Source organism: Rhizobium sp. BK176 (genome assembly GCF_024808055.1).
In genome coordinates, this window is sequence record NZ_JANUBV010000018.1 from 16,040 (window position 1) to 33,760 (window position 17,721).

22 protein-coding genes are annotated in these 17,721 nt (G+C 58.5%); 9 read left to right on the forward strand and 13 right to left on the reverse strand.

Features of this window, described 5'->3' with window-relative positions:
• Positions 1-4: 4 nt before the first annotated feature.
• The 5 genes from FHT76_RS32375 to FHT76_RS32395 all read right to left on the reverse strand — a co-directional run bounded on the left by FHT76_RS32375 (position 5) and on the right by FHT76_RS32395 (position 4,106).
• Positions 5-388 (reverse strand): hypothetical protein, encoded by a 384-nt coding sequence (locus FHT76_RS32375; protein WP_259186233.1) that lies wholly within the window; start codon positions 386-388, stop codon positions 5-7.
• Positions 389-951: 563 nt separating this feature from the next.
• Positions 952-1,269 carry a DUF6665 family protein gene (locus FHT76_RS32380; protein ID WP_183757521.1) on the reverse strand — a complete coding sequence of 106 codons (318 nt, stop codon included), beginning with the start codon at positions 1,267-1,269 and terminating at the stop codon, positions 952-954.
• A gap of 327 nt (positions 1,270-1,596) precedes the next feature.
• A complete protein-coding gene (locus tag FHT76_RS32385) occupies positions 1,597-1,881 on the reverse strand; it encodes a DUF1236 domain-containing protein (RefSeq protein WP_183757522.1) in 285 nt (94 codons plus the stop codon).
• An 83-nt stretch (positions 1,882-1,964) separates the two neighbouring features.
• On the reverse strand, positions 1,965-3,275 hold the full coding sequence (locus tag FHT76_RS32390) for a hemolysin family protein (protein ID WP_183757631.1): 1,311 nt from the start codon (positions 3,273-3,275) through the stop codon (positions 1,965-1,967).
• 252 nt (positions 3,276-3,527) lie between these two features.
• The gene (locus tag FHT76_RS32395; RefSeq protein ID WP_183757523.1) at positions 3,528-4,106 is read right to left on the reverse strand and encodes a DedA family protein; all 579 of its coding nucleotides are present in this window, start codon (positions 4,104-4,106) and stop codon (positions 3,528-3,530) included.
• Between the two features lie 169 nt (positions 4,107-4,275).
• Here FHT76_RS32395 and FHT76_RS32400 point away from each other — a divergent pair, with 169 nt between their 5' ends.
• The 4 genes from FHT76_RS32400 to FHT76_RS32415 all read left to right on the forward strand — a co-directional run bounded on the left by FHT76_RS32400 (position 4,276) and on the right by FHT76_RS32415 (position 8,291).
• On the forward strand, positions 4,276-5,061 hold the full coding sequence (locus FHT76_RS32400) for a pyrroline-5-carboxylate reductase (RefSeq protein WP_183757524.1): 786 nt from the start codon (positions 4,276-4,278) through the stop codon (positions 5,059-5,061).
• A 279-nt stretch (positions 5,062-5,340) separates the two neighbouring features.
• Positions 5,341-5,856 (forward strand): dimethylsulfonioproprionate lyase family protein, encoded by a 516-nt coding sequence (locus tag FHT76_RS32405; protein ID WP_246712669.1) that lies wholly within the window; start codon positions 5,341-5,343, stop codon positions 5,854-5,856.
• A gap of 114 nt (positions 5,857-5,970) precedes the next feature.
• On the forward strand, positions 5,971-7,755 hold the full coding sequence (locus FHT76_RS32410) for a PAS domain S-box protein (RefSeq protein ID WP_183757526.1): 1,785 nt from the start codon (positions 5,971-5,973) through the stop codon (positions 7,753-7,755).
• Between the two features lie 248 nt (positions 7,756-8,003).
• Positions 8,004-8,291 (forward strand): hypothetical protein, encoded by a 288-nt coding sequence (locus FHT76_RS32415; protein WP_183757527.1) that lies wholly within the window; start codon positions 8,004-8,006, stop codon positions 8,289-8,291.
• Positions 8,292-8,746: 455 nt separating this feature from the next.
• Here the strand turns inward: FHT76_RS32415 and FHT76_RS32420 are convergent, their stop codons facing one another.
• Positions 8,747-9,487: a L,D-transpeptidase gene (locus tag FHT76_RS32420; RefSeq protein ID WP_183757528.1), complete on the reverse strand. Its 741-nt coding sequence runs from the start codon at positions 9,485-9,487 to the stop codon at positions 8,747-8,749.
• Positions 9,488-9,848: 361 nt separating this feature from the next.
• Here FHT76_RS32420 and FHT76_RS32425 point away from each other — a divergent pair, with 361 nt between their 5' ends.
• Positions 9,849-10,097 carry a PilZ domain-containing protein gene (locus FHT76_RS32425; RefSeq protein WP_183757529.1) on the forward strand — a complete coding sequence of 83 codons (249 nt, stop codon included), beginning with the start codon at positions 9,849-9,851 and terminating at the stop codon, positions 10,095-10,097.
• A 198-nt stretch (positions 10,098-10,295) separates the two neighbouring features.
• Here FHT76_RS32425 and FHT76_RS32430 read toward each other — a convergent pair whose 3' ends face one another.
• Positions 10,296-10,628 (reverse strand): GYD domain-containing protein, encoded by a 333-nt coding sequence (locus tag FHT76_RS32430; protein ID WP_183757530.1) that lies wholly within the window; start codon positions 10,626-10,628, stop codon positions 10,296-10,298.
• 218 nt (positions 10,629-10,846) lie between these two features.
• Positions 10,847-11,131 (reverse strand): acylphosphatase, encoded by a 285-nt coding sequence (locus FHT76_RS32435; RefSeq protein ID WP_183757531.1) that lies wholly within the window; start codon positions 11,129-11,131, stop codon positions 10,847-10,849.
• Positions 11,132-11,719: 588 nt separating this feature from the next.
• Here FHT76_RS32435 and FHT76_RS32440 point away from each other — a divergent pair.
• A complete protein-coding gene (locus tag FHT76_RS32440) occupies positions 11,720-12,391 on the forward strand; it encodes a hypothetical protein (protein WP_259186235.1) in 672 nt (223 codons plus the stop codon).
• Here FHT76_RS32440 and FHT76_RS32445 read toward each other — a convergent pair whose 3' ends face one another.
• The 3 genes from FHT76_RS32445 to FHT76_RS32455 are packed head-to-tail and all read right to left on the reverse strand — an operon-like array spanning position 12,392 to position 15,466.
• On the reverse strand, positions 12,392-13,186 hold the full coding sequence (locus FHT76_RS32445) for an HpcH/HpaI aldolase/citrate lyase family protein (RefSeq protein WP_183757533.1): 795 nt from the start codon (positions 13,184-13,186) through the stop codon (positions 12,392-12,394).
• 19 nt (positions 13,187-13,205) lie between these two features.
• Positions 13,206-14,069, reverse strand: coding sequence for a sugar phosphate isomerase/epimerase (locus FHT76_RS32450; protein ID WP_183757534.1), 864 nt, complete (start codon positions 14,067-14,069; stop codon positions 13,206-13,208).
• Between the two features lie 26 nt (positions 14,070-14,095).
• On the reverse strand, positions 14,096-15,466 hold the full coding sequence (locus FHT76_RS32455) for an amidase (RefSeq protein WP_183757535.1): 1,371 nt from the start codon (positions 15,464-15,466) through the stop codon (positions 14,096-14,098).
• A 221-nt stretch (positions 15,467-15,687) separates the two neighbouring features.
• Between FHT76_RS32455 and FHT76_RS32460 the strand changes: the two genes are divergently transcribed.
• Together FHT76_RS32460 and FHT76_RS32465 are read left to right on the forward strand one after the other, a co-directional pair.
• Positions 15,688-15,993 (forward strand): hypothetical protein, encoded by a 306-nt coding sequence (locus tag FHT76_RS32460; RefSeq protein ID WP_183757536.1) that lies wholly within the window; start codon positions 15,688-15,690, stop codon positions 15,991-15,993.
• Positions 15,994-16,063: 70 nt separating this feature from the next.
• On the forward strand, positions 16,064-16,501 hold the full coding sequence (locus FHT76_RS32465; protein ID WP_183757537.1) for a DUF1810 domain-containing protein: 438 nt from the start codon (positions 16,064-16,066) through the stop codon (positions 16,499-16,501).
• Here FHT76_RS32465 and FHT76_RS32470 read toward each other — a convergent pair.
• The gene (locus FHT76_RS32470) at positions 16,498-16,686 is read right to left on the reverse strand and encodes a hypothetical protein (protein ID WP_183757538.1); all 189 of its coding nucleotides are present in this window, start codon (positions 16,684-16,686) and stop codon (positions 16,498-16,500) included. The two genes, FHT76_RS32465 and FHT76_RS32470, sit on opposite strands and share 4 nt — an antisense overlap.
• Positions 16,687-16,750: 64 nt before the next feature.
• A complete protein-coding gene (locus tag FHT76_RS32475) occupies positions 16,751-17,374 on the reverse strand; it encodes a TetR/AcrR family transcriptional regulator (protein WP_183757539.1) in 624 nt (207 codons plus the stop codon).
• A gap of 140 nt (positions 17,375-17,514) precedes the next feature.
• Between FHT76_RS32475 and FHT76_RS32480 the strand changes: the two genes are divergently transcribed.
• Complete coding sequence (locus FHT76_RS32480) at positions 17,515-17,721, forward strand: hypothetical protein (RefSeq protein WP_183757540.1); 207 nt, start codon at positions 17,515-17,517, stop codon at positions 17,719-17,721.

The following is a 17,721-nucleotide window of genomic DNA, read 5'->3' on the forward strand; positions in this document are numbered from 1 at the left end:
TGGCCTAGCCACGCTCCTTGCCGCTCGGGCGCCGCTGGACAGGACCGAAGACCGCGTCCATAGCCTCTCCGCGGGCTACCCGCTCAAGCTTTTCTTCGGCTCTGCCGATTGCCTCGGTGACCCTCTTCTGCAAAGTCCGCAGGACGTCGACCTGGGTCTTGTAGCGCTCAATGAATTCGCGCTCCTCCATGGTCATTGTATCCTCCATCTGCGTCTCGCTCGACCATTCCAGATCGGCGCTAATCCCGAAGTGTGACAACATCGAACCACCAATCATACTGGTAATGTCCATCATCATCGCGCAATGCGAGGAGCGAAATTCCGACCGCAGGACCGGGCGCAAAGCGTCCGTTTCTCCACCCAGCTTCGGGCGCGGTCCAGCGCCCACTCTGGAAGCCTGTCCAGGAACTCTGAGCGGAGCTCTGACTTGGTCCGGCCCAAACCTGCCCTGGGCCAATTCCGCCACCCTGTACGACCCAGGCTTCGACCCACCTGGGTTCGTAGTCCGGATCGATGTCGGTCATCGGACCCGTCGGCCATTCAATTCGACCTGTCTCGGAGTCAATATGCTGATTTGGATCCCAATTGGCTGGCATGACGTCTCCCCAATCGCTACCGGGCAATCCGCCCTTTAAACATGAACAAGAGAACAACTGCGCAGTAAGTATGTCCCAACTCGGTGACCAGGGCTAGGTTAAATCTCTCGCCAGAAACAGCATTATATTTCCTCCTGGATCATATCGCGCACAAGTGAACTCCGGCGAATTACTATACGCTAACAATAAGGTTACGCCGAACATTACTCCGACATACTGACGCTTTTGGACGCGCAACCCGACGTTCCGAATAAGACTCAGTCAACGGCTGAGAGCGTGTCTTGGCGTTGTTTCGTCACTCTCGACTTGATCCCCGTTCGACCGAACGGCACACGCTTAGCACCTACTTGTGGTGTCACCTGCGGGTGGCGCCAAGCCTCGCGAGGACCTCGCCGGGAATCTGGTAGCGATCGATGACATCTCCGTTGTTGCGAAGGCCGCAGATCTCCCGCTGGATGAACAGGGCCCATACTGCATCAGAAGCGTCATCCAGAAGCGTCATCCGATCAATTCGTTGAGGGCTTTCCGAAGACCATGCAGCCAAATTCGCCAACGCGGCCTCCGCCTTGCGGCCCTGTCGGCCGAGAGCATCCGCGCGCTCGGAGGCGAGCTCGTAATCAAGTGGGTTGACGAGCGAGTGGCTGGAGATCGATTGTGGCAGCCTGAGTGGCACATTGCCTCACTTCCCGAGCGGTTTGCTCGAAGCGCAACGGGTACCTGATCGACCAAGTCTAATGCTGGTGCGCCCACCAGGAAAGACAAATTGAGCAGACCTATCAATCGAGGACCTGAACCAAAGCAGCAATCAAGAGGAGCATTTTGGCTCCATCGACATCCGAGGACGCAGCGGCGCAGCTGCCGAGGAGCTCCTCAAGGGCTGGCGGTATCTCGGAATGTAACCGGATACAAACAGGGGCGTTGGCCCGCAATACTTACGTTGCGAAAGGCCAACGCAAACAACGTTCAACTTGAATGTCACCTATCGTCGCGAACATGCTGATTAGTTGATGACTTCGATGACGCGGTGGGTATGGGGATCGACGATCACGCGTTGTTTGTTGATTACTGTGTAAGCGTATGCATCATTGCTGGGGATCGTGTGAACTTCGATGGAGGACGGCAGCTCTGTTCCGACAACGATATCGCCGTCATACGTCACCGACGGAACCTCTTGCTCGGTAATGTAAGTCCTTACCTCGCCGGGCACTGTCACGACGGTGGTTTGTGCCATTGCCGGGACACTCAACATCATTGCCGCGATTGCTGCTGTAACATGCACTTTCATAATTACCTCCAATGTTTCTGGAGCGATGAACTCCATCCTCGCTTGAAGGTTCCGACGACACCAGCAACAAGTGTGTTCGGATATTAGTGCAACATCTGGTGCGACCCCTCGTCCGGCGCGACGATTGCAGTCAGCAGCAGTTTGTCGATCCGTCGCCCGTCAAGGTCGACGACCTCGATACGCCAGCCATTCATAATGAAGCTCTCGCCGACCTCGGGTAGATGCTTCATTTCCTCCAGCACAAGACCCGCGACTGTCTGATAGTCCCTGTCGCCATCAATCTGGAAATTCATGAAATCCGCGAACTCGTCGATTGGCGTCCAGCCGGATACGAGGTAACTGCCGTCGTGACGACGCACAATGGCTTGCTCGCCGATCGAGTCTTCCTGGACGGCACCCAGAATTGCCTCCAGGATGTCGCCGGAGGTAATCACCCCCTCGAAGTGGCCATATTCGTCATAGACCAGTACCATGTGACAGCTTGATCGACGAATTGCCTGAATGACGTCCAGTGCGCCTGACAGATCCGATACGATCGGCACCTGCTTAACGAGCGTCCCGATTTCGACATGACCCGAGGATGCCAAGGCGTCATAGAAGTCCTTGGTCAAGAGCACGCCGATAATCTCGTCCGAGCTATTCTTGCGTACCGGCAGTCGCGCCTGCGCGCTCAGGCGGAGTTGCTCCCGGATCTCCGGGAAACTGTCTTCGACATCAATCACCTCCACCTCCCGGCGCGGTGTCATCAAGGCACGTGCGTTTCGGTCGGCCAACCTCATCACCCCGGAGATCATCGCCGACTCTTCCGTCTCGATGACACCGGCGCTGTGCGCTTCTGCCAGAACAGTCTTGATTTCCTCGTCTGTGACGACATCGCCCGACTTGCCTGCCTGGCCGAGAAGGCGAAGGATTGTCCGTCCTGATGCGTCGAGCAGCCAGACGAGCGGCGCGGCAAGCCGGGACAGGAAAATCATCGCCGGTGCGACCTTGCTCGCCACGGTCTCCGGCGCACGAAGCGCAATCTGCTTTGGCACCAGTTCGCCAACAATCAATGAGAGATAGGTGATCGCGACAACGACCGAGCCGACGCCAAGCGCATCAGCAGCTGCTGGCGACAGACCCTGCGTACCAAGCCAGCCGGCCAGTCGAGCGCCAAGCGTCGCGCCCGAGAATGCACCTGATAGCACGCCGACCAGCGTGATGCCGATCTGCACTGTCGACAGAAACCGCCCGGGCTCCTCGCCAAGCCTCATAGCCATGGCGGCCCCGCGACTGCCCTGGTCGGCAAGAACCTTCAAACGAGCCGGCCGCGAGGAAACGACGGCAAGCTCCGACATGGCGAGAACGCCATTCAAGATGGTAAGAATGGCAACGATTGAAATTTCGAGAAGCAAAAATGGAAACCCTGTAACGTCGAAGCTACGCGAAACATAGGCATTCTCAGACAGAACACCAGCGGCAATCCCGTCGCGGTAGCTGTTTCTTTTGCTCAACGCCCACAAGGGAAGGCAGGCCACCGGCGGCAACTTGCTTTCCCGCGTGTCAGGCTTTCCTTGGTACTCCCTCTTCCTGATTTGCAAAATCGGTCTGTTTTCTTGGGAGGCCATATCCAGTCGGCCGGACACCGAGGAGCCAACGCGGGCGTCTCAGCCGCCAAGGCGTGCCGAGCGCCGCGTCATTTCCTTGCGCGCGACATAAGCGCCGAGCGACACAAGCAGGGCGCCGGCGACGAGCGCGATCAACAGGTGCACATGCAGTTGCAAGCGTCCGAGCATGGCTTCGATGGCCTGCCCGGCCAGGAACCCGGCGCCTGTTATCATGATACCCCAGGCCGATGCGGCAATCGCGTTGAGGCTGACAAATTTCCAGCCCGGAACGCTGGATACACCGATCGCAACAGGACTGATCGTGCGAATCCCGTATATGAACCGAAAGGCCAGGATAAAGCTTGTCGGACGCGCTTCGAGGAGGCGAGTCGCCCCGGCGATCGGTGCCGAGTCAAGAAGCCTCTTCACATAGGACCATTTCGCTGCGTGGCGGCCCAACAGGAAGAAGATCTGGTCTGCGGTAAACGAACCAAGACTTGCCGCTAAGGCAACCTGCCAGTAGGCGATGAGGTGGCGGTGGGCAGCGATTCCGCCGAGAAAAGCCGCTGTTTCGCCTTCGATACCAGCGCCAAGAAACACGGCGAACACGCCGTAGTCACCGATCAGCTTTTCCAGCAATGTCTGACCTCCAGTGTTCCACGGACGCAATCTGCATTGGATTCATTCTGGCGGCAATCTGTCCGCTCTACATGCAAGAGCTATAGCTTGCAGGCCATCCCGCGAGACTGTATCCCGCCAGTCAGGTGCGATCCCATTGGACGCATCGTGGCACCTGGGGAGGACGGCAATGAAGATTGAGAAGATCGGTTTCATCGGAACCGGGACGATTTCCGAGGCCATGATCAGGGGACTGCTGGCAGAATCCCCCGCTCTCTTGCATGTCATTGTTTCGCCCCGAAGCGCCGAGATTTCGCAACGTCTCGCCGCCGAATTCGCAGAGGTCTCGATTGCGGCAGACAACCAGTCGGTCATCGATCAGAGCGATATGGTTGTCCTGGCATTCCGACCTCAAATTGCACAGGACGTCATGAGTGAGCTGAAGTTCCGAACCGGGCAATCCGTTCTCAGCGTCATTGCGGCGACCGATCGCCAGACCCTTCTCGGATGGATTGGTGTGGAAGTTCAACTCGTACAGGCCATTCCATTGCCTTTCGTCGCACGTCGCGAAGGTGTGACCGCCATCTTCCCGGCAGATAACGACGTTGCAGACCTTTTTTCCGTTCTTGGGACCACAGTCGAGTGCGACACGAAGCAGGAATATGATCTTCTGGCTGCGGCCAGCTCGCTGATGTCGACCGTTCTCGGGATCATGGACATGTCGGCTGCCTGGCTTGAAGATAATGGCCTCGCCGCCGACAAGGGACGCGCCTATATCGCGGCGTTATTTACCAGTCTGTCGCAAACCGCCATGCGTTCCGACGTCCCGCTTGTCGACCTCAGTCGCGAGTTCGCGACCAAGGGTGGCCTGAACGAACAGGTATTGTCCGATTTCAAGGCAAAAGGCGGACATGACGCGTTGATATCGGCACTTGATCGCGTCCTGAGGCGGATCAAGGGCGACACCGACACTTGACAGCGGGCCCTATGTCTTAGCGATCATTTCGGATACACCAAAATAACGGTGGTGCGGTTTGCTTTTTGATCGCATCGGGATAAGGATCCGGAGGCAAGCAGGGAGTTTCGAGATCCAATGTCAAAGCCCCGGTTGAGAAGGGAAGCTGACCTCCTTCTGCATCGTGGAACAAGAACGGCAAGTGGCGACTATGCCCTGAGCCGTTCACGCAGGCCTGCCAATGTCCAGCGCGTTATCGGCGCGTTGGGTAACATCCTGATGTCGGATGCAGCTCCTTTCATGGAAAAATTCGTCGCCGGCAAGGTATTTCACCTCCTGCAGGAGCCCGGCGCCGTCGCGATGAAGCCGGCTAGCCCTCTGCCCTTGGCGCCGCAGTTGCAATTCGCGCTACGCAACCTGGCCTCCAGGGGGGAGCCTTACGCCGAAGCTGCCGCCGCCATCACCGATGTCGCCAGGAGCCTGGAATGGGTCGCCAGCAAGACCGGCCCGTTTGCCAGCATCAACATCGAGCATACCCACGCTCATGCGGTAATCGCGGGCATGTCTGGCATGGAGGAGCGCAGCGACGTCGCTCTCGGTCTGACCATCATGGCACCCTACAGCCGCTTCCCCGATCACATCCAGTTTCGGTCCCGCGTCTTTCTCTCGCTGTCCGACTGCGAATTCTCATGCGACGATAAGGGATGGCAACGCGGCACGGTCGGTTCGATCTTCTTCAATGAAGCCGGCCATAACGTCGCAATGCGATGCACGTCACGGCCACTCCTGGCGGCCTGGTGCCACGTCGAGAAGTGAAGAGGCACCTTAATTTTCCCCTTGACGTTTGGCCATCAAACCTCTGAATTAAAAGGCCATCGGGTGGAGGAGAAGCCCCTGCACAGCAACGACGCATCACCCGGATCCGACGAGATGTCGGGCCGCATCTACGGTCAGGGCCTGGCCGATAGCAGTCTGGGTCCACCAAGCACATGGCCGCAGTGTCTGAAGTCGACTGTCGATCTGATGTTGCCGTCAAAGGCTCAGATCGTTCTCTTCTGGGGCGAGGATTTCATCGCACTCTACAATGACGCTTACGCCCCGACCATCGGCACCAAGCATCCGCGCGCACTTGGTCGCCCGGCGCGCGAATACTGGGGAGAGTTGTGGAGTGACCTGGAGCCTCTTTTGCGTCGCGTCCTCGATTTCGGAGAAACGGTCTTCGCCAAGGACCGCCCCTTCTACATCGAACGTCACGGCTATCCCGAAACCGTCCATTTCGACATTTCCTACTCGCCGGTACGCGATGAGACAGGCAAGGTGCGCGGCGTATTCTGTATAGTCAACGAGACCACTGAACGAGTCAGGTCTGACACGGCACTGCGCGAGAGCGAGGAGCGGTTCCGCGCCATATTCACACAGACTGCAGCCGGGATCGGGCAATCCGATCTCGCCGGCAGGCTGCATCTGGTAAACAGGCGGTTCTGCGAAATTGTCGGATATTCGGAAACTGAACTGTTAAAGATGCGGGTGCAGGACATAACGTTCCCGACCGATCTCGAAGACTACCTCCGTTCGTTCAGGCAAATGATCGAGACCGGCGAGAGCTTCGACATCGAGAAGCGCTACGTGCGCAAGGATGGAAGTCTTGTCTGGGTCGCGAATTCGGTTTCGCCCCTACGCGACGAGCACGGAGAGATCAAGCAGGCCGCCGCGGTTGTTGTCGACATCACCGAGCGCAAGCGCGCCCAAGAGGTGGAGCGTCGTCTTGCGGCCATCATCGCCTCCTCCAACGATGCCATTCTCAGCATCGATCTGAACATGCGGATCACGAGCTGGAACAGTGGCGCGGAAAAACTCTACGGCTACTCGGCACAAGAAGCCATTGGACGTTCTGTCATGATCCTTGTTCCGGACGACAGGATTGAAGAAGAACCTGCGATCATCAGGCAGGTCAGCGCCGGATTGAGGGTCGATCCCTACGAAACAAAGCGCCGGCGCAGTGATGACGGGCTGGTCGATGTCCTGCTCAGCGTGTCCCCGATTTTCGACGCCTATGGCAGGACGATCGGCGCAGCGAAAATTGCGCACGACATCTCTGCCCGCAAGGAAGCAGAGCGACTTCAGACGGTTCTTGTCGGAGAGCTCAATCATCGGGTCAAGAATGTGCTTGCAACCGTCATGGCCATCGCCCGACAGACGCTTGGGCGTGAGACGGCGAACCGCGCAGGGGTGGATGCATTCGAGGCCAGGATCTCCCTGATGTCGAGGGCTCATGACTTGCTGATGCACGGGAATTGGGAACAGGCAGAGCTGGAAGCGGTGGTAAAGCAAGCCCTGTCGCCCTATTCGCGCGAGAAGATTTCAATATCAGGCCCAAGCGTTCGCCTGGTGCCCCGTGCGGTCGTTTCGATCTCGCTTGCATTGCACGAACTGGCTACGAATGCGGCAAAGTATGGAGCGCTGTCCATGCCGGAAGGACAGATATCCATTCACTGGTCTGTCACCAATGACGAACCGCATAGACTCACCCTGCGATGGCAAGAAATGGGCGGACCAAGGGTCAGCGAGCCTACCCGAAGGGGATTTGGCTCCCGCCTGATCGAAAGCCTGCTTGCGGCTGAACTGAAGGGCGAGGTGAATATCACCTATGATCCGGCAGGCTTGATATGTGAAGTCAATGCCGTTGTAGACGACGATGGGATCCCAAGCGCCTGAACCAACCGTCGCGATAGCGGACCGCATCTCGATAAGCTCCCGTGCCGCTCTTCGAGTGAGGCGGTTGTTTGCTGTTTCAGGCGGTGTTTTCCTCCACTGCTTAACGCTGACGTTTGATGGTATTGTTGTCCCGCTCGCCTCGCGGGACGACCTGGGTGGCGGGATGGTAAATCCTCTTTCGCGCTGAAGGTGTCCTGAAATAAACCTTCGAAATCATCCGCCTGTCATCGAGACGGAGGCAGAAATGCATGCAGTTGTTTCTGGTTCAGGTGGTACCTTTCCAACCTTGCCGCATCGCTTTGGCGGGTTTCATGCTTTCCATTTGTGCAGTGGAAGCATGGGCGGCCCCGATTCTCATCGTTTGTATAGGAGCCGATAACACAGCCGGGAGAGGAACAGGCCGGCGGCATCCTGGCGGCGTCGCCAGAGATCAGGCCTTCCCGTTGAACTGGAACGTCTTCTTCATGGGCGTGAGGTTGATTCCCATGTCGTCAACGCTGGTGTTCCGCACAGCACAAACGCCGGTGGCAGGTTAGACGCGGATGTGCCCACCGGGGCCGGCTTGTCATTATCGACAGGGCCAAGGGAAATGACAAACAATAAAGTGGCCTAAATACCAAGGAATACGTCGCCGAGATCGGATTAAGTGCGCGTCACATTCCACTGATCCGATTACCTGGAGGTGGGCGAACCTTCAGCGCGTATCGTGATCCTGTGGCCGTCATCGCACCGCGGAAGGTCATGAAGAGGTTGCCGAGTATTTGTTGCCGCAGGCATTAAGGGCCCTGGGCAGTAGTTAGCGTCACGGTCACCCGAAGGTCCGCCCCATTGTTCGGCGGCCACGAACGATTTTCATACCCGTTGCCGCCGTCTCAACAGTTGCGTCGTCCTGGTCTAACCCTAGGGGTTCCTGTTCACCAGTCATGTCGAAATGCCCACTGGGGGATGCTCGGTCCGGACGCGCGGCTCGCTTTCACTCATCGCTCACGACCTATTTCACGAGGAGCGGTGCCTTTCCGCGGACACGGTCATAGAGATCGATGACATCCTGGTTGAACATCCGAACGCACCCAGATGACGCGTTCTTTCCGATCGTTTGCCACTCCGGAGAGCCATGGATGCGATAGAGCGTATCCTTGCCGTCCTGAAAGATGTAGAGAGCACGCGCGCCGAGTGGATTTGTCAGGCCGGGCTTCATGCCCCCCTTCCAATGTGCGAGCTTTGGATTTCGCGCAATCATCGAAGGGGTGGGCGTCCACGTCGGAAACTTCCTCTTCCACTGGATGATCGCCCGCCCCTTCCAGGCACGACCCTGCGCGCCCAGACTTACCCCGTATCGCATTGCGCGTCCGTCCTCGAGAACGAGGTAGAGAAATTTCCTCTCGGTGTCGACGATGATTGTGCCCGGTGGCTCGTCCGTTGCGTAGTCGACCTCCTGGCGCAGATAGTCGGGATGAACCGCCCTAGGGTCGATCGCCGGCCAGCGAAACTCCTGATCGTCCAGCTCAGCGTAGGCGATCGAATAGTCTGGCTTCTCAGGAGGCCGATCCGTCGGGACGACGGTTGACTGGGCTGCCGCCGCCCGGCTTGGCTCAAGCGCTGAAAGACTTGCTCCGGTCGGGGGAGTGTCGACGGATGCGACAAGGCGCTCCGAGGGGATTTGCGTACAAGCCGCAAGAAGGGAAGCGCCGGCCGCCACCAGGAGCGGTCGGATCAAGAACGTGGCATGCAACTTCAGGGGTTCCGATTCGAGTTTCGAGAGTGCGAGCCAGTCCTACTCGCCGACACCATGGCCGAAATGTGGTTCCAGCGGGCACAATTGCGCGAGCGGCGCGTCTGGACCACATACTGTTTCAGGAGAGCAACAATCAGTCCGGAACGGCCTCCCGGGATTGACCCGGACAATCAAGTCCTCGCTGTCACTCGCAAAATGGGAACGGTTTCCAGCCGGTCCGCCTCGAGACCGAAGGCATCGACCGATGCCGCAATGCCTCGAGATCTCAGAAGCTTTGTCTGCGACCGTACCTTGACCGTCTCATTAACTTCTCGGTCATCCGCGGGCTAATATACGCTAGACGCAATGAGGTGTGCCAATGGACAGCAGATCGACCCATAGAAAAAGAACGTTTATCGGAGGAAAGGTACTCTTTAACGGCGGCGGGAGTGTACTGGACTGCGTTGTAAAAGACTTGTCCGATGGCGGCGCGCGACTGGCTGTCGAAGCAGCACTCGCGGTTCCTCAGGAGTTCGATCTGAGATTGTCTGACGGCCGTGTGTTTGAGTGCACCGTCAGATGGAGGCAATTCGGCTCCCTCGGCGTACGTTTTGCACCAACCATGTAGCCGTGGCCCTGCAGCCGGATCGCCGATCCTTGCGGGCATGATGGGCCGTCATCAAGGGTCGAAAGGCTGCTCGTCGCGAAGCGAAAGATGGAGCCAGGACAGCGGAAATTTCGACAGCCGGGATCGATGGATGCCACAAAACGAACCGGCAGCGGATTCAACGTCCGCTGCCGACGGTGGTTCGGTGAGTTGGCTGCCTCATCTTGCCGGGGATTTGTAGGCAGATACGATTTTGCCCGCCTTTTCCTGGGCGGCCTTGAATTCCGAACCCGTGTATGCTCGCACGGTTTTGATATTTGTTACTGCTCCCGACGCTCCGATGACCAGGAGTGCGGGGACCAGGTCAGCACCGTCAGGAAATTCAGCGGTTACCATCCAGTCATTTTCTCCGGTCGTAATGTAGAAAGAGTGTAGTTTTCCGCCTGCTGCTTCCATTATGGCTCGCGCCGCCACCTCCCGGTCAGATGGATCGGCGATCATTCCTTTCGCTGCCGTCGTTGAATAGCACCCTGTGATGATGAAGAGTGGCATAAGGAATCCTCCCTCAACAACCGGGCAGATCGGCCGATCTGCCGCGCACCCAATATCTCACATCCGGGCGTTTGCCGCGACAGTTAAACCGGAGTCAATCTCACAGCGCGGGACGTCATGTGGTGCAGGAGGTCGCGCGTCGCCGTCTCCTCCCTCGAACCATCGCGCGACAAATGGATCGGTGTAGCCACGCAGGTGACGGAACCGACGACTTCAAGTCACACCGTGATCTCGAAACTATCTGGAACAGTCTCGGGCCGGGCCTTTTCGACATCGACGGCATCGACAGACGCCCCCGGCGGCCCTTTCCAGAAATCCTTCAGCATGCTCGAAACGGCGGTTTCCTCTCCGGCAATAAGGGCCATGACCGAGCCGTCGTCTTCGTTGCGCACCCACCCCTTCAAGCCCAGTCGACGCGCACGATCCCGCGTCCATACGCGAAAACTGACCCCTTGGACGCGACCGGTTACCCGGACCCTCATCACCATGGAATCTGCATCCATATCGGTCTCCCATCTTCCTGCCTGAGGGCAATATGGCGCTGCCACGCAGGATGTCAGCACGAGGCGCACAGACCGCTGCGCCTCACGTTAATCATTTACCGAATTCCTACGAATTTAGACGGCCTTATGGTTCCGAGCTGCTGGTACAAATAAGAATCGGCTCTATATTCGTAAGTGCTTCAACATGAAGGGATCTCGATCATGCGCAGGCTTATCGCAGTGACTTCAGTGCTCCTTTTCGGTTTTGCTGGTTCGGCCTTCGCGCAAGCGAGCATGGGAATGGACAGCAGCGGCCGCTTCGATGGTTCTCCGCCATTGGGAACATCTCCCGACACCGAGGGCACAGGCGGAGGAGGTCTTTCTATCCCGATCGATTTTGGCACGACCACTATATATTCAGACCAGATCAACTGGACCGTTTGCCCTGGCGGCCAGCGCGTGGAAGCCCAGCCTGGAACCCGTGCAGCCAATCAGGCCTGCCGGAATCTCCAGTAGTCATTGCCCGTACACTGTCCCGCGAGCCGAGATGCGGTTCGCGGGACCGCCATGCTGTGCTAGGGAGTGGCACGCAACGCGAGATACGAGAACATGCTTCCTTGGATTCAACTTGATTCGGCGCCGATCCCTGGCGAAAGCGGCGAATTGCGTCTGAAGCGACGCGGCAGCGAGTTTTCGATCATGCTTGGGTCAAACGAGCTGATGAACAGCCGCCTCAGTGGCTCCGAAGAAGCGCTGGCAACCCTTTCCCATAAGAAGATCAGCAATCATCCGCGCCCGACCGTCCTTATCGGCGGCCCCGGCATGGGCTTCACACTGCGTGCCGCCCTTTCAGTTTTGCCTGAAAATGCGTCGGTCGTGGTTGCCGAACTTGTGCCGGCGGTCGTCGATTGGGCCCGCGGCGCGATGTCAGAGGTCTTCCAGGGTTGCCTTGATGACCCCAGGGTTACCGTCCATCAGGGTGATGTAGGTGAACTGCTGCGGGAGCGCAACGCGAAATTCAATGCCATTCTGCTGGACGTCGACAATGGGCCTGACGGGCTAACGCGCCGTTCCAATGATCGCCTTTACGACAGCGCCGGACTGCGCGCGGCGAGAAATGCCCTTCTGCCTGGCGGGGTTCTCGCCGTCTGGTCATCAGGACCCGACGCCAGGTTCACCCGTCGTCTGTCTGATTGCGGGTTCGTCGTCGAGACGATAAACACACGCGCCAATGGCAAGCGCGGAGGCGCGCGTCACGTCATCTGGCTAGCGGTGAAGTAGTCAACCCGAAGCCTGAACCCGCCTGGCCGCAGCAATCGCGCTTGCCGCTCCTGCACGCAGTTGCTGCGTGTCGGCGCCTGCGATGACGAAATCGAAGCCCATCTTCAAGAGCTCGCCTGCCCGCTCGCCGTTGCTGCCGAAAACGCAGGCGAACTTGTCATGAGCGCGGCATCGGGCGATCAGGTGCTTCAGAACGCCGTCGACTTCGGGCGTATCCGGTGCCACCGAGGTGCCCTGCGAGAGTGCAATCGACAGGTCGGATGGCCCGATGAAAATGCCGTCGATTCCCTCAACGCGCGTGATTTCGTCTGCGGCATCGAGCGCGGCCCGCGTTTCGATCATGGCGATGGCGACAGTTGTATCGTTCGCTGTCGTCAGATATTCGGCTGCGGGAAGTCCCGTATGGTTCAGGGCCAGCGTCGGTCCCCAGCTACGCTCACCAACCGGCGGATACTTGGTAGCCTTCGCGAAGGCGGCCGCATCCGCCGCCGAGTTGATCATCGGCGCAATGATCCCAGAGGCCCCCGCATCAAGGAGGCGGGAGGCAGCGGCGAAATCGCCGACAGGAATTCGCGCGAGGACCGGCTTGCCCGCAAGTCTTCCCTGACCGATTCCAACGGCAGCCGACCCCAGATCCCAGACGCCGTGCTGCATGTCCAGCACGATTGCATCGAATTCTTCCTGCGCCAGATGATTGACAAAAAGTGGGTCGGGAATACCGATCCACGCAGAAATCAATCCGCCTTCGCCGCTTCTGATGCGCTGTGCGAAGCTGTCGATCGTCCTGCCACTCATTCCATGCTCCTTTCGCGGTTCAGCCGACCGCGCGCCGCCTGTCCAGTTGAAACTCCTCGATAAACGCCTTTTCGAGCCGGATGCCATCCCACTCGTCTGCGTAGAACGTTGAATCGTAGATCAACGTATATGGTCCGTCGTAGCCTGCCACCCGACACGCTTCCAGAACTTTGCGATAATCATCGCCATCGAGGCCGGACGAGTTGAAATTGGCCTTGGCGTGGCAGAGTTCTGCCCGCCGCATAATGTCGCGAAGACCTTCGTACTTGGCCGGCGCTGCCCAGTTGCCGAGGTCGCCATTGAGACCGACCTTGCCTTCCAGCGTGTCAAGCAGCCAGTTTGTTTCCGTAGGGGATGGCAGGAGATCAAACCAGTTCTCGGTGACAACCCGAACCGCGCTATTGCCGGCCTGTCTTGCAAGCCACCCGAGGTGCCCCGCCGAGCGCTCCAGATTTTCGCGTAATGGCGGCTGCTTGCCCGCAATCACCCGAATGTTCCTGGCGCCAAGCACCTCTGCGATCTCGAGCCAGCGGGCAATCCATTCGATGTCACGTTTCGCTGTTTCCGGATGGCTCGGATCCCCATCCTCGACAAGAAGCGTCTGCAGCATGATATCAGCTTCCTGAAGGGCCGCCTGCATTTCCTGGAGATAGCCTCGATCCAGGCTTGGCAGATGAAACGAGCATATCTCGATCCTGCCGATACCGTTGCTTGCGAGCTGCTGTGGGATTTCGATCAGCGATGAACGTCCCGGTTCATAAGGCTCCTTGCTGTCCTGGCTCTTGTCTGGATCGGGGCTGTAGGGATAGACGGTTCCCAACAACCGATGCAGCGACCACGTCGAAACTGCAAAGCGTCCATTCTCCAGCGTTCCTTCAGTCATGTTCGCCTCCTCGCAATGCCAATCGGTCAACTCAGGTCTTTGCGGATGATCTCCTCCGCAGCAAGGGCGGCACCGAGGACTGCTTCGTCCTGCCCTGCCACGGCAGAGAGCAGGAGACCGACGGGCATATTGGCGTCACCAGTCCCGCAGGGGATCGAGACGCCACACCAATCGAGGAAATTGCCGAGCATTGTGTTGCGCAAGGTCTGGCCGTTGGTTGCAAAGAACAGCTCGTCGTCGGCTTCGAGTGGTGCAATTGGCGGTGCCACATGGGCAACGGATGGGAAGGCGACGAGGCTGGACCCCACGCGACGCGCGACATCGGCAATCAGCCGCTCGCGCGCTTCCAGGATCGTAAGATAGTCCGCAAGCGTGATCTTCTCGCCGAGCCTCGTGCGCACGACGACACGTCGATCCATGTCGTCGGCGGCCGGCCCGGCCAGCCGTTCGCGATGAAGTGCAAAGGCTTCGGCAGTAACAAGAGCGCCATATCGGGTCATGAGCCCCAATATGGCATCGAAGGCCGGTATTGTGATCCGGGTGATCGACGCACCCGCGGCAGCAAGCCGATCAAGCCCTGCTTCAAAGGCTGCAACAACCCCGGATTGCGCGCCATCGAAGACGACGTTGTCCGGCACGACAATTTCAAGCCCGGCGACCGGTCGAGCCACCATCAGCGGGAAAGGCGTTCCACGCAAGGCTGCGTCAATCCAGACGGCGTCCTTCACCGTTCTGCATAGCGGGCCAAGGGAATCCAGGCTCTTTGCCAGTGGGTAGACGCCATTCATCGGGTAGCGACCGCGTGTCGCCTTGTATCCGACGATACCGTTGAACGCCGCAGGAATGCGAACGGATCCCCCGGTGTCGGTGCCCATGGCGACCGGCACGAGCCCGGCAGCCACCGCGACTCCGGCGCCGGATGACGAACCGCCCGGGATTCGCGGCACGTCACGACTTATTGGGTTTTCGGGCGTGCCAAAATGCGGATTGAGGCCAAGGCCGGAAAAGGCGAACTCGCTCATGTTGGTGCAGGCGATTGAAATCATCCCCGCCTGCTTCAGCGCTGCCACCACCGCTGCGTCGGTCTGTGCGGCCGGGCCGGTCGAAAGGACGGTAGAGCCGGCCGTTGTCGTGCGACCCTTGATGTCGAAGAGGTCTTTCCACGCTATCGGTATGCCGTCCAGCATCCCCCGCGACCGCCCTTCCCTCAGGCGTTTGGACGAGACCATGGCCTCCTCCAGCGCTCGGTCCCTCAGGACTGCCGTGAAAACTGCCCTATCCGCATAGGCGTCGATACCATCGAGCACGGCTTGTGTCACCTCGAGGGGATCGACGGCTGCAGTTTGAATGAGAGTGGAAAGCTGCGCAACTGACATCGCGCCAAATGAGTGTGCCATGGGCTATCCGCAATCTGAATGTCCTGCTGACCTAAGCCGAATTTTGTCGACGCGCCAAGCCCCATAGGTCAAATCAAACCGATTGGTTCGATTTTATGAACACTGCGTTTGCGTATTCACTCTTCAATCCGCGGCCTGAAAATCACAAATGCGTCGTGCGTGCTGTCTGCGGCAGAAGACGATCGTATGCCGATGCGCGCTTCAGTGTAGGAGTTAACAAAATGAAAGATGGTGAGACTTTGAACACGGCGCGCGGCGACGTGGTGCATCACCACGCAACGGAAGACGAGTTGAACGGCATGGGTGAACGCGAATATGTCGAGCATGTCAATGCAAACGCACCTTCCTTATCAAACCGAGTGATAGTCCTTGCAGCCTTCGTGCTCCTGGGCGTTGCCGGGTTGACGGTCCATTATACAGCTCCGATGGCATCCCTCGATCCGGCAACGGTCGGATCAATCTCAGAAACACTTCCATCGGCGGATTACTGCCGCGAGCACAGTCCATACCCCGACAGGTCCTGCTAGCGGCCTGTCGCAGTCCGGGCATGGACAAGGATCCCTGGCGATATAGTTATGCGTAAAGGGAGGGTCGTCGATGCCCGGCAAAATCGATTACAACCTTGAGCGCTTCGTAGACGCACAGAACGGCTTCTACGAGCGAGCGTTGTCCGAGTTGAGAGCCGGACGTAAGCGTTCCCATTGGATGTGGTTCATCTTTCCCCAAATGGCCGGACTGGGTACTTCCACAATGGCCGAGAAATATGCGATCAGGTCTGCCGAAGAGGCTACCGCCTATCTTGCCGATCCCGTCCTTGGAAGCCGGCTGCAGCGCTGCGTCGATGCAATCCTCGAAATCGAGGGCTTGTCTGCGCACGACATGTTCGGATCCCCCGATGATCTGAAGCTCCGCTCGTCCATGACGCTGTTTGCAGCCATCAGTGACCACGGCTCACCGTTCCACAAGGTCATCGAGCACCTCTATGACGGGGAGTACGATCAGCGGACCATACAACTGCTTAACGCCGGCAATTAGCGGGCATTCAAGTGTTCCAGGGTGTCGATTCCAGTGCCGATCTCGGTGAGCCGCTTCCGCAACTCCCGATCCGTACCGTCGTCGATCTCCTCGTCGCCGAAGCAATCGCGTGCCTCATAGAGCTCAAGCTTGGCTTCGAGCTCGGGGCGCTTTTGGTACAGACGATGAAGGTAGGTATAATTCATGCCATCCTCCCCACCTCGTCAGGAGAGCGAGAAGAAAGATGGTTCCCACCGACACGCCGCCTGATCACGCAAAGGCGGTGATGGCGGCGTTGCAGGCTTTGGAGAAGTGATTGCAGCATGTGTCGTTGCCCATTGCCTGGCGTGTCACGCGAGCCCCCTCAAGAAGCAGGGTCAGCGTATCCGCCAGGAGTGCCGGTTCGCGCGCACCGGCTGCAAGACAGAGCTCCTCGAGCCGGTCGCGCTGTTCAGCCTTATGGCGCTCTATCACACCATAGGCCGGATGCCCCTCGCCTTTGAGCTCGATTGCCGCATTCGCAAGATCGCAGCCGACGTGCTGACCGCAAAGGCTCTGGGTACGGGCTTCAACCCACGCCCTGAGCTGGCTCTTCGGGTCGCCGGGATGAACCGCCTCAAGGTCGCGCCAGATCGCCTCTGCCTTTTCTGAAGCACGTCGCAGCGTTTCGCAGACGAGTTCATCCTTGGAGCCAAAGTGGCGATAGAGCGTCATTTTGTTCGTTGAGGCCGCGTCTGCGATTGCATCTACGCCGATGCCGCGGATGCCGTGCTCACGAAACAGCAGGGTGGCGGTCGACACGATACGTTCTCGCGGTGGGAGTTTCTCGTCGACGTTGGCGGGAAATTGCAGGGCCAATGATTCAACTTTTTTTGCGGACAAGGTCCTTGACATCCATGTGACCGATCGGTAACAAATGAATTGTTACTTACCGGTAACACCACTCCTCAGCGAAGTCAACGAGACTTCATGCCGCAGTCACATGGCGCCGACGGAGTGGAACACGGGCTACTGCCCACGAAAGGAGGCAAACCATGAGCAAGACCAGAGAAGAATTGACGATTACCGAAGCCCTTCGCGACCCCCTGATCGCCATGGTGCTCCGTGCCGACGGCGTGAAACTTGACGATTTCAGACGTCTCCTCGAGACGGCAGCTGGGAAGCGCGAACAGCGGACTCCTGTGGGCAAATTTCTGAAGTCGATTTCGAACGATCCGGCTGCCATGTGCAGCTATTGCTGA

Excerpts from the sequence above, each read along its gene's own strand:
- FHT76_RS32385 (WP_183757522.1), bottom strand. The coding sequence starts at position 1,881 with ATGAAAGTGCATGTTACAGCAGCAATCGCGGCAATGATGTTGAGTGTC.
- FHT76_RS32400 (WP_183757524.1), top strand. The coding sequence starts at position 4,276 with ATGAAGATTGAGAAGATCGGTTTCATCGGAACCGGGACGATTTCCGAG.
- FHT76_RS32405 (WP_246712669.1), top strand. The coding sequence starts at position 5,341 with ATGGAAAAATTCGTCGCCGGCAAGGTATTTCACCTCCTGCAGGAGCCC.
- FHT76_RS32410 (WP_183757526.1), top strand. The coding sequence starts at position 5,971 with ATGTCGGGCCGCATCTACGGTCAGGGCCTGGCCGATAGCAGTCTGGGT.
- FHT76_RS32415 (WP_183757527.1), top strand. The coding sequence starts at position 8,004 with ATGCAGTTGTTTCTGGTTCAGGTGGTACCTTTCCAACCTTGCCGCATC.
- FHT76_RS32425 (WP_183757529.1), top strand. The coding sequence starts at position 9,849 with ATGGACAGCAGATCGACCCATAGAAAAAGAACGTTTATCGGAGGAAAG.
- FHT76_RS32430 (WP_183757530.1), bottom strand. The coding sequence starts at position 10,628 with ATGCCACTCTTCATCATCACAGGGTGCTATTCAACGACGGCAGCGAAA.
- FHT76_RS32435 (WP_183757531.1), bottom strand. The coding sequence starts at position 11,131 with ATGGATGCAGATTCCATGGTGATGAGGGTCCGGGTAACCGGTCGCGTC.
- FHT76_RS32440 (WP_259186235.1), top strand. The coding sequence starts at position 11,720 with ATGCTTCCTTGGATTCAACTTGATTCGGCGCCGATCCCTGGCGAAAGC.
- FHT76_RS32445 (WP_183757533.1), bottom strand. The coding sequence starts at position 13,186 with ATGAGTGGCAGGACGATCGACAGCTTCGCACAGCGCATCAGAAGCGGC.
- FHT76_RS32450 (WP_183757534.1), bottom strand. The coding sequence starts at position 14,069 with ATGACTGAAGGAACGCTGGAGAATGGACGCTTTGCAGTTTCGACGTGG.
- FHT76_RS32455 (WP_183757535.1), bottom strand. The coding sequence starts at position 15,466 with ATGGCACACTCATTTGGCGCGATGTCAGTTGCGCAGCTTTCCACTCTC.
- FHT76_RS32460 (WP_183757536.1), top strand. The coding sequence starts at position 15,688 with ATGAAAGATGGTGAGACTTTGAACACGGCGCGCGGCGACGTGGTGCAT.
- FHT76_RS32465 (WP_183757537.1), top strand. The coding sequence starts at position 16,064 with ATGCCCGGCAAAATCGATTACAACCTTGAGCGCTTCGTAGACGCACAG.
- FHT76_RS32470 (WP_183757538.1), bottom strand. The coding sequence starts at position 16,686 with ATGAATTATACCTACCTTCATCGTCTGTACCAAAAGCGCCCCGAGCTC.
- FHT76_RS32475 (WP_183757539.1), bottom strand. The coding sequence starts at position 17,374 with ATGTCAAGGACCTTGTCCGCAAAAAAAGTTGAATCATTGGCCCTGCAA.
- FHT76_RS32480 (WP_183757540.1), top strand. The coding sequence starts at position 17,515 with ATGAGCAAGACCAGAGAAGAATTGACGATTACCGAAGCCCTTCGCGAC.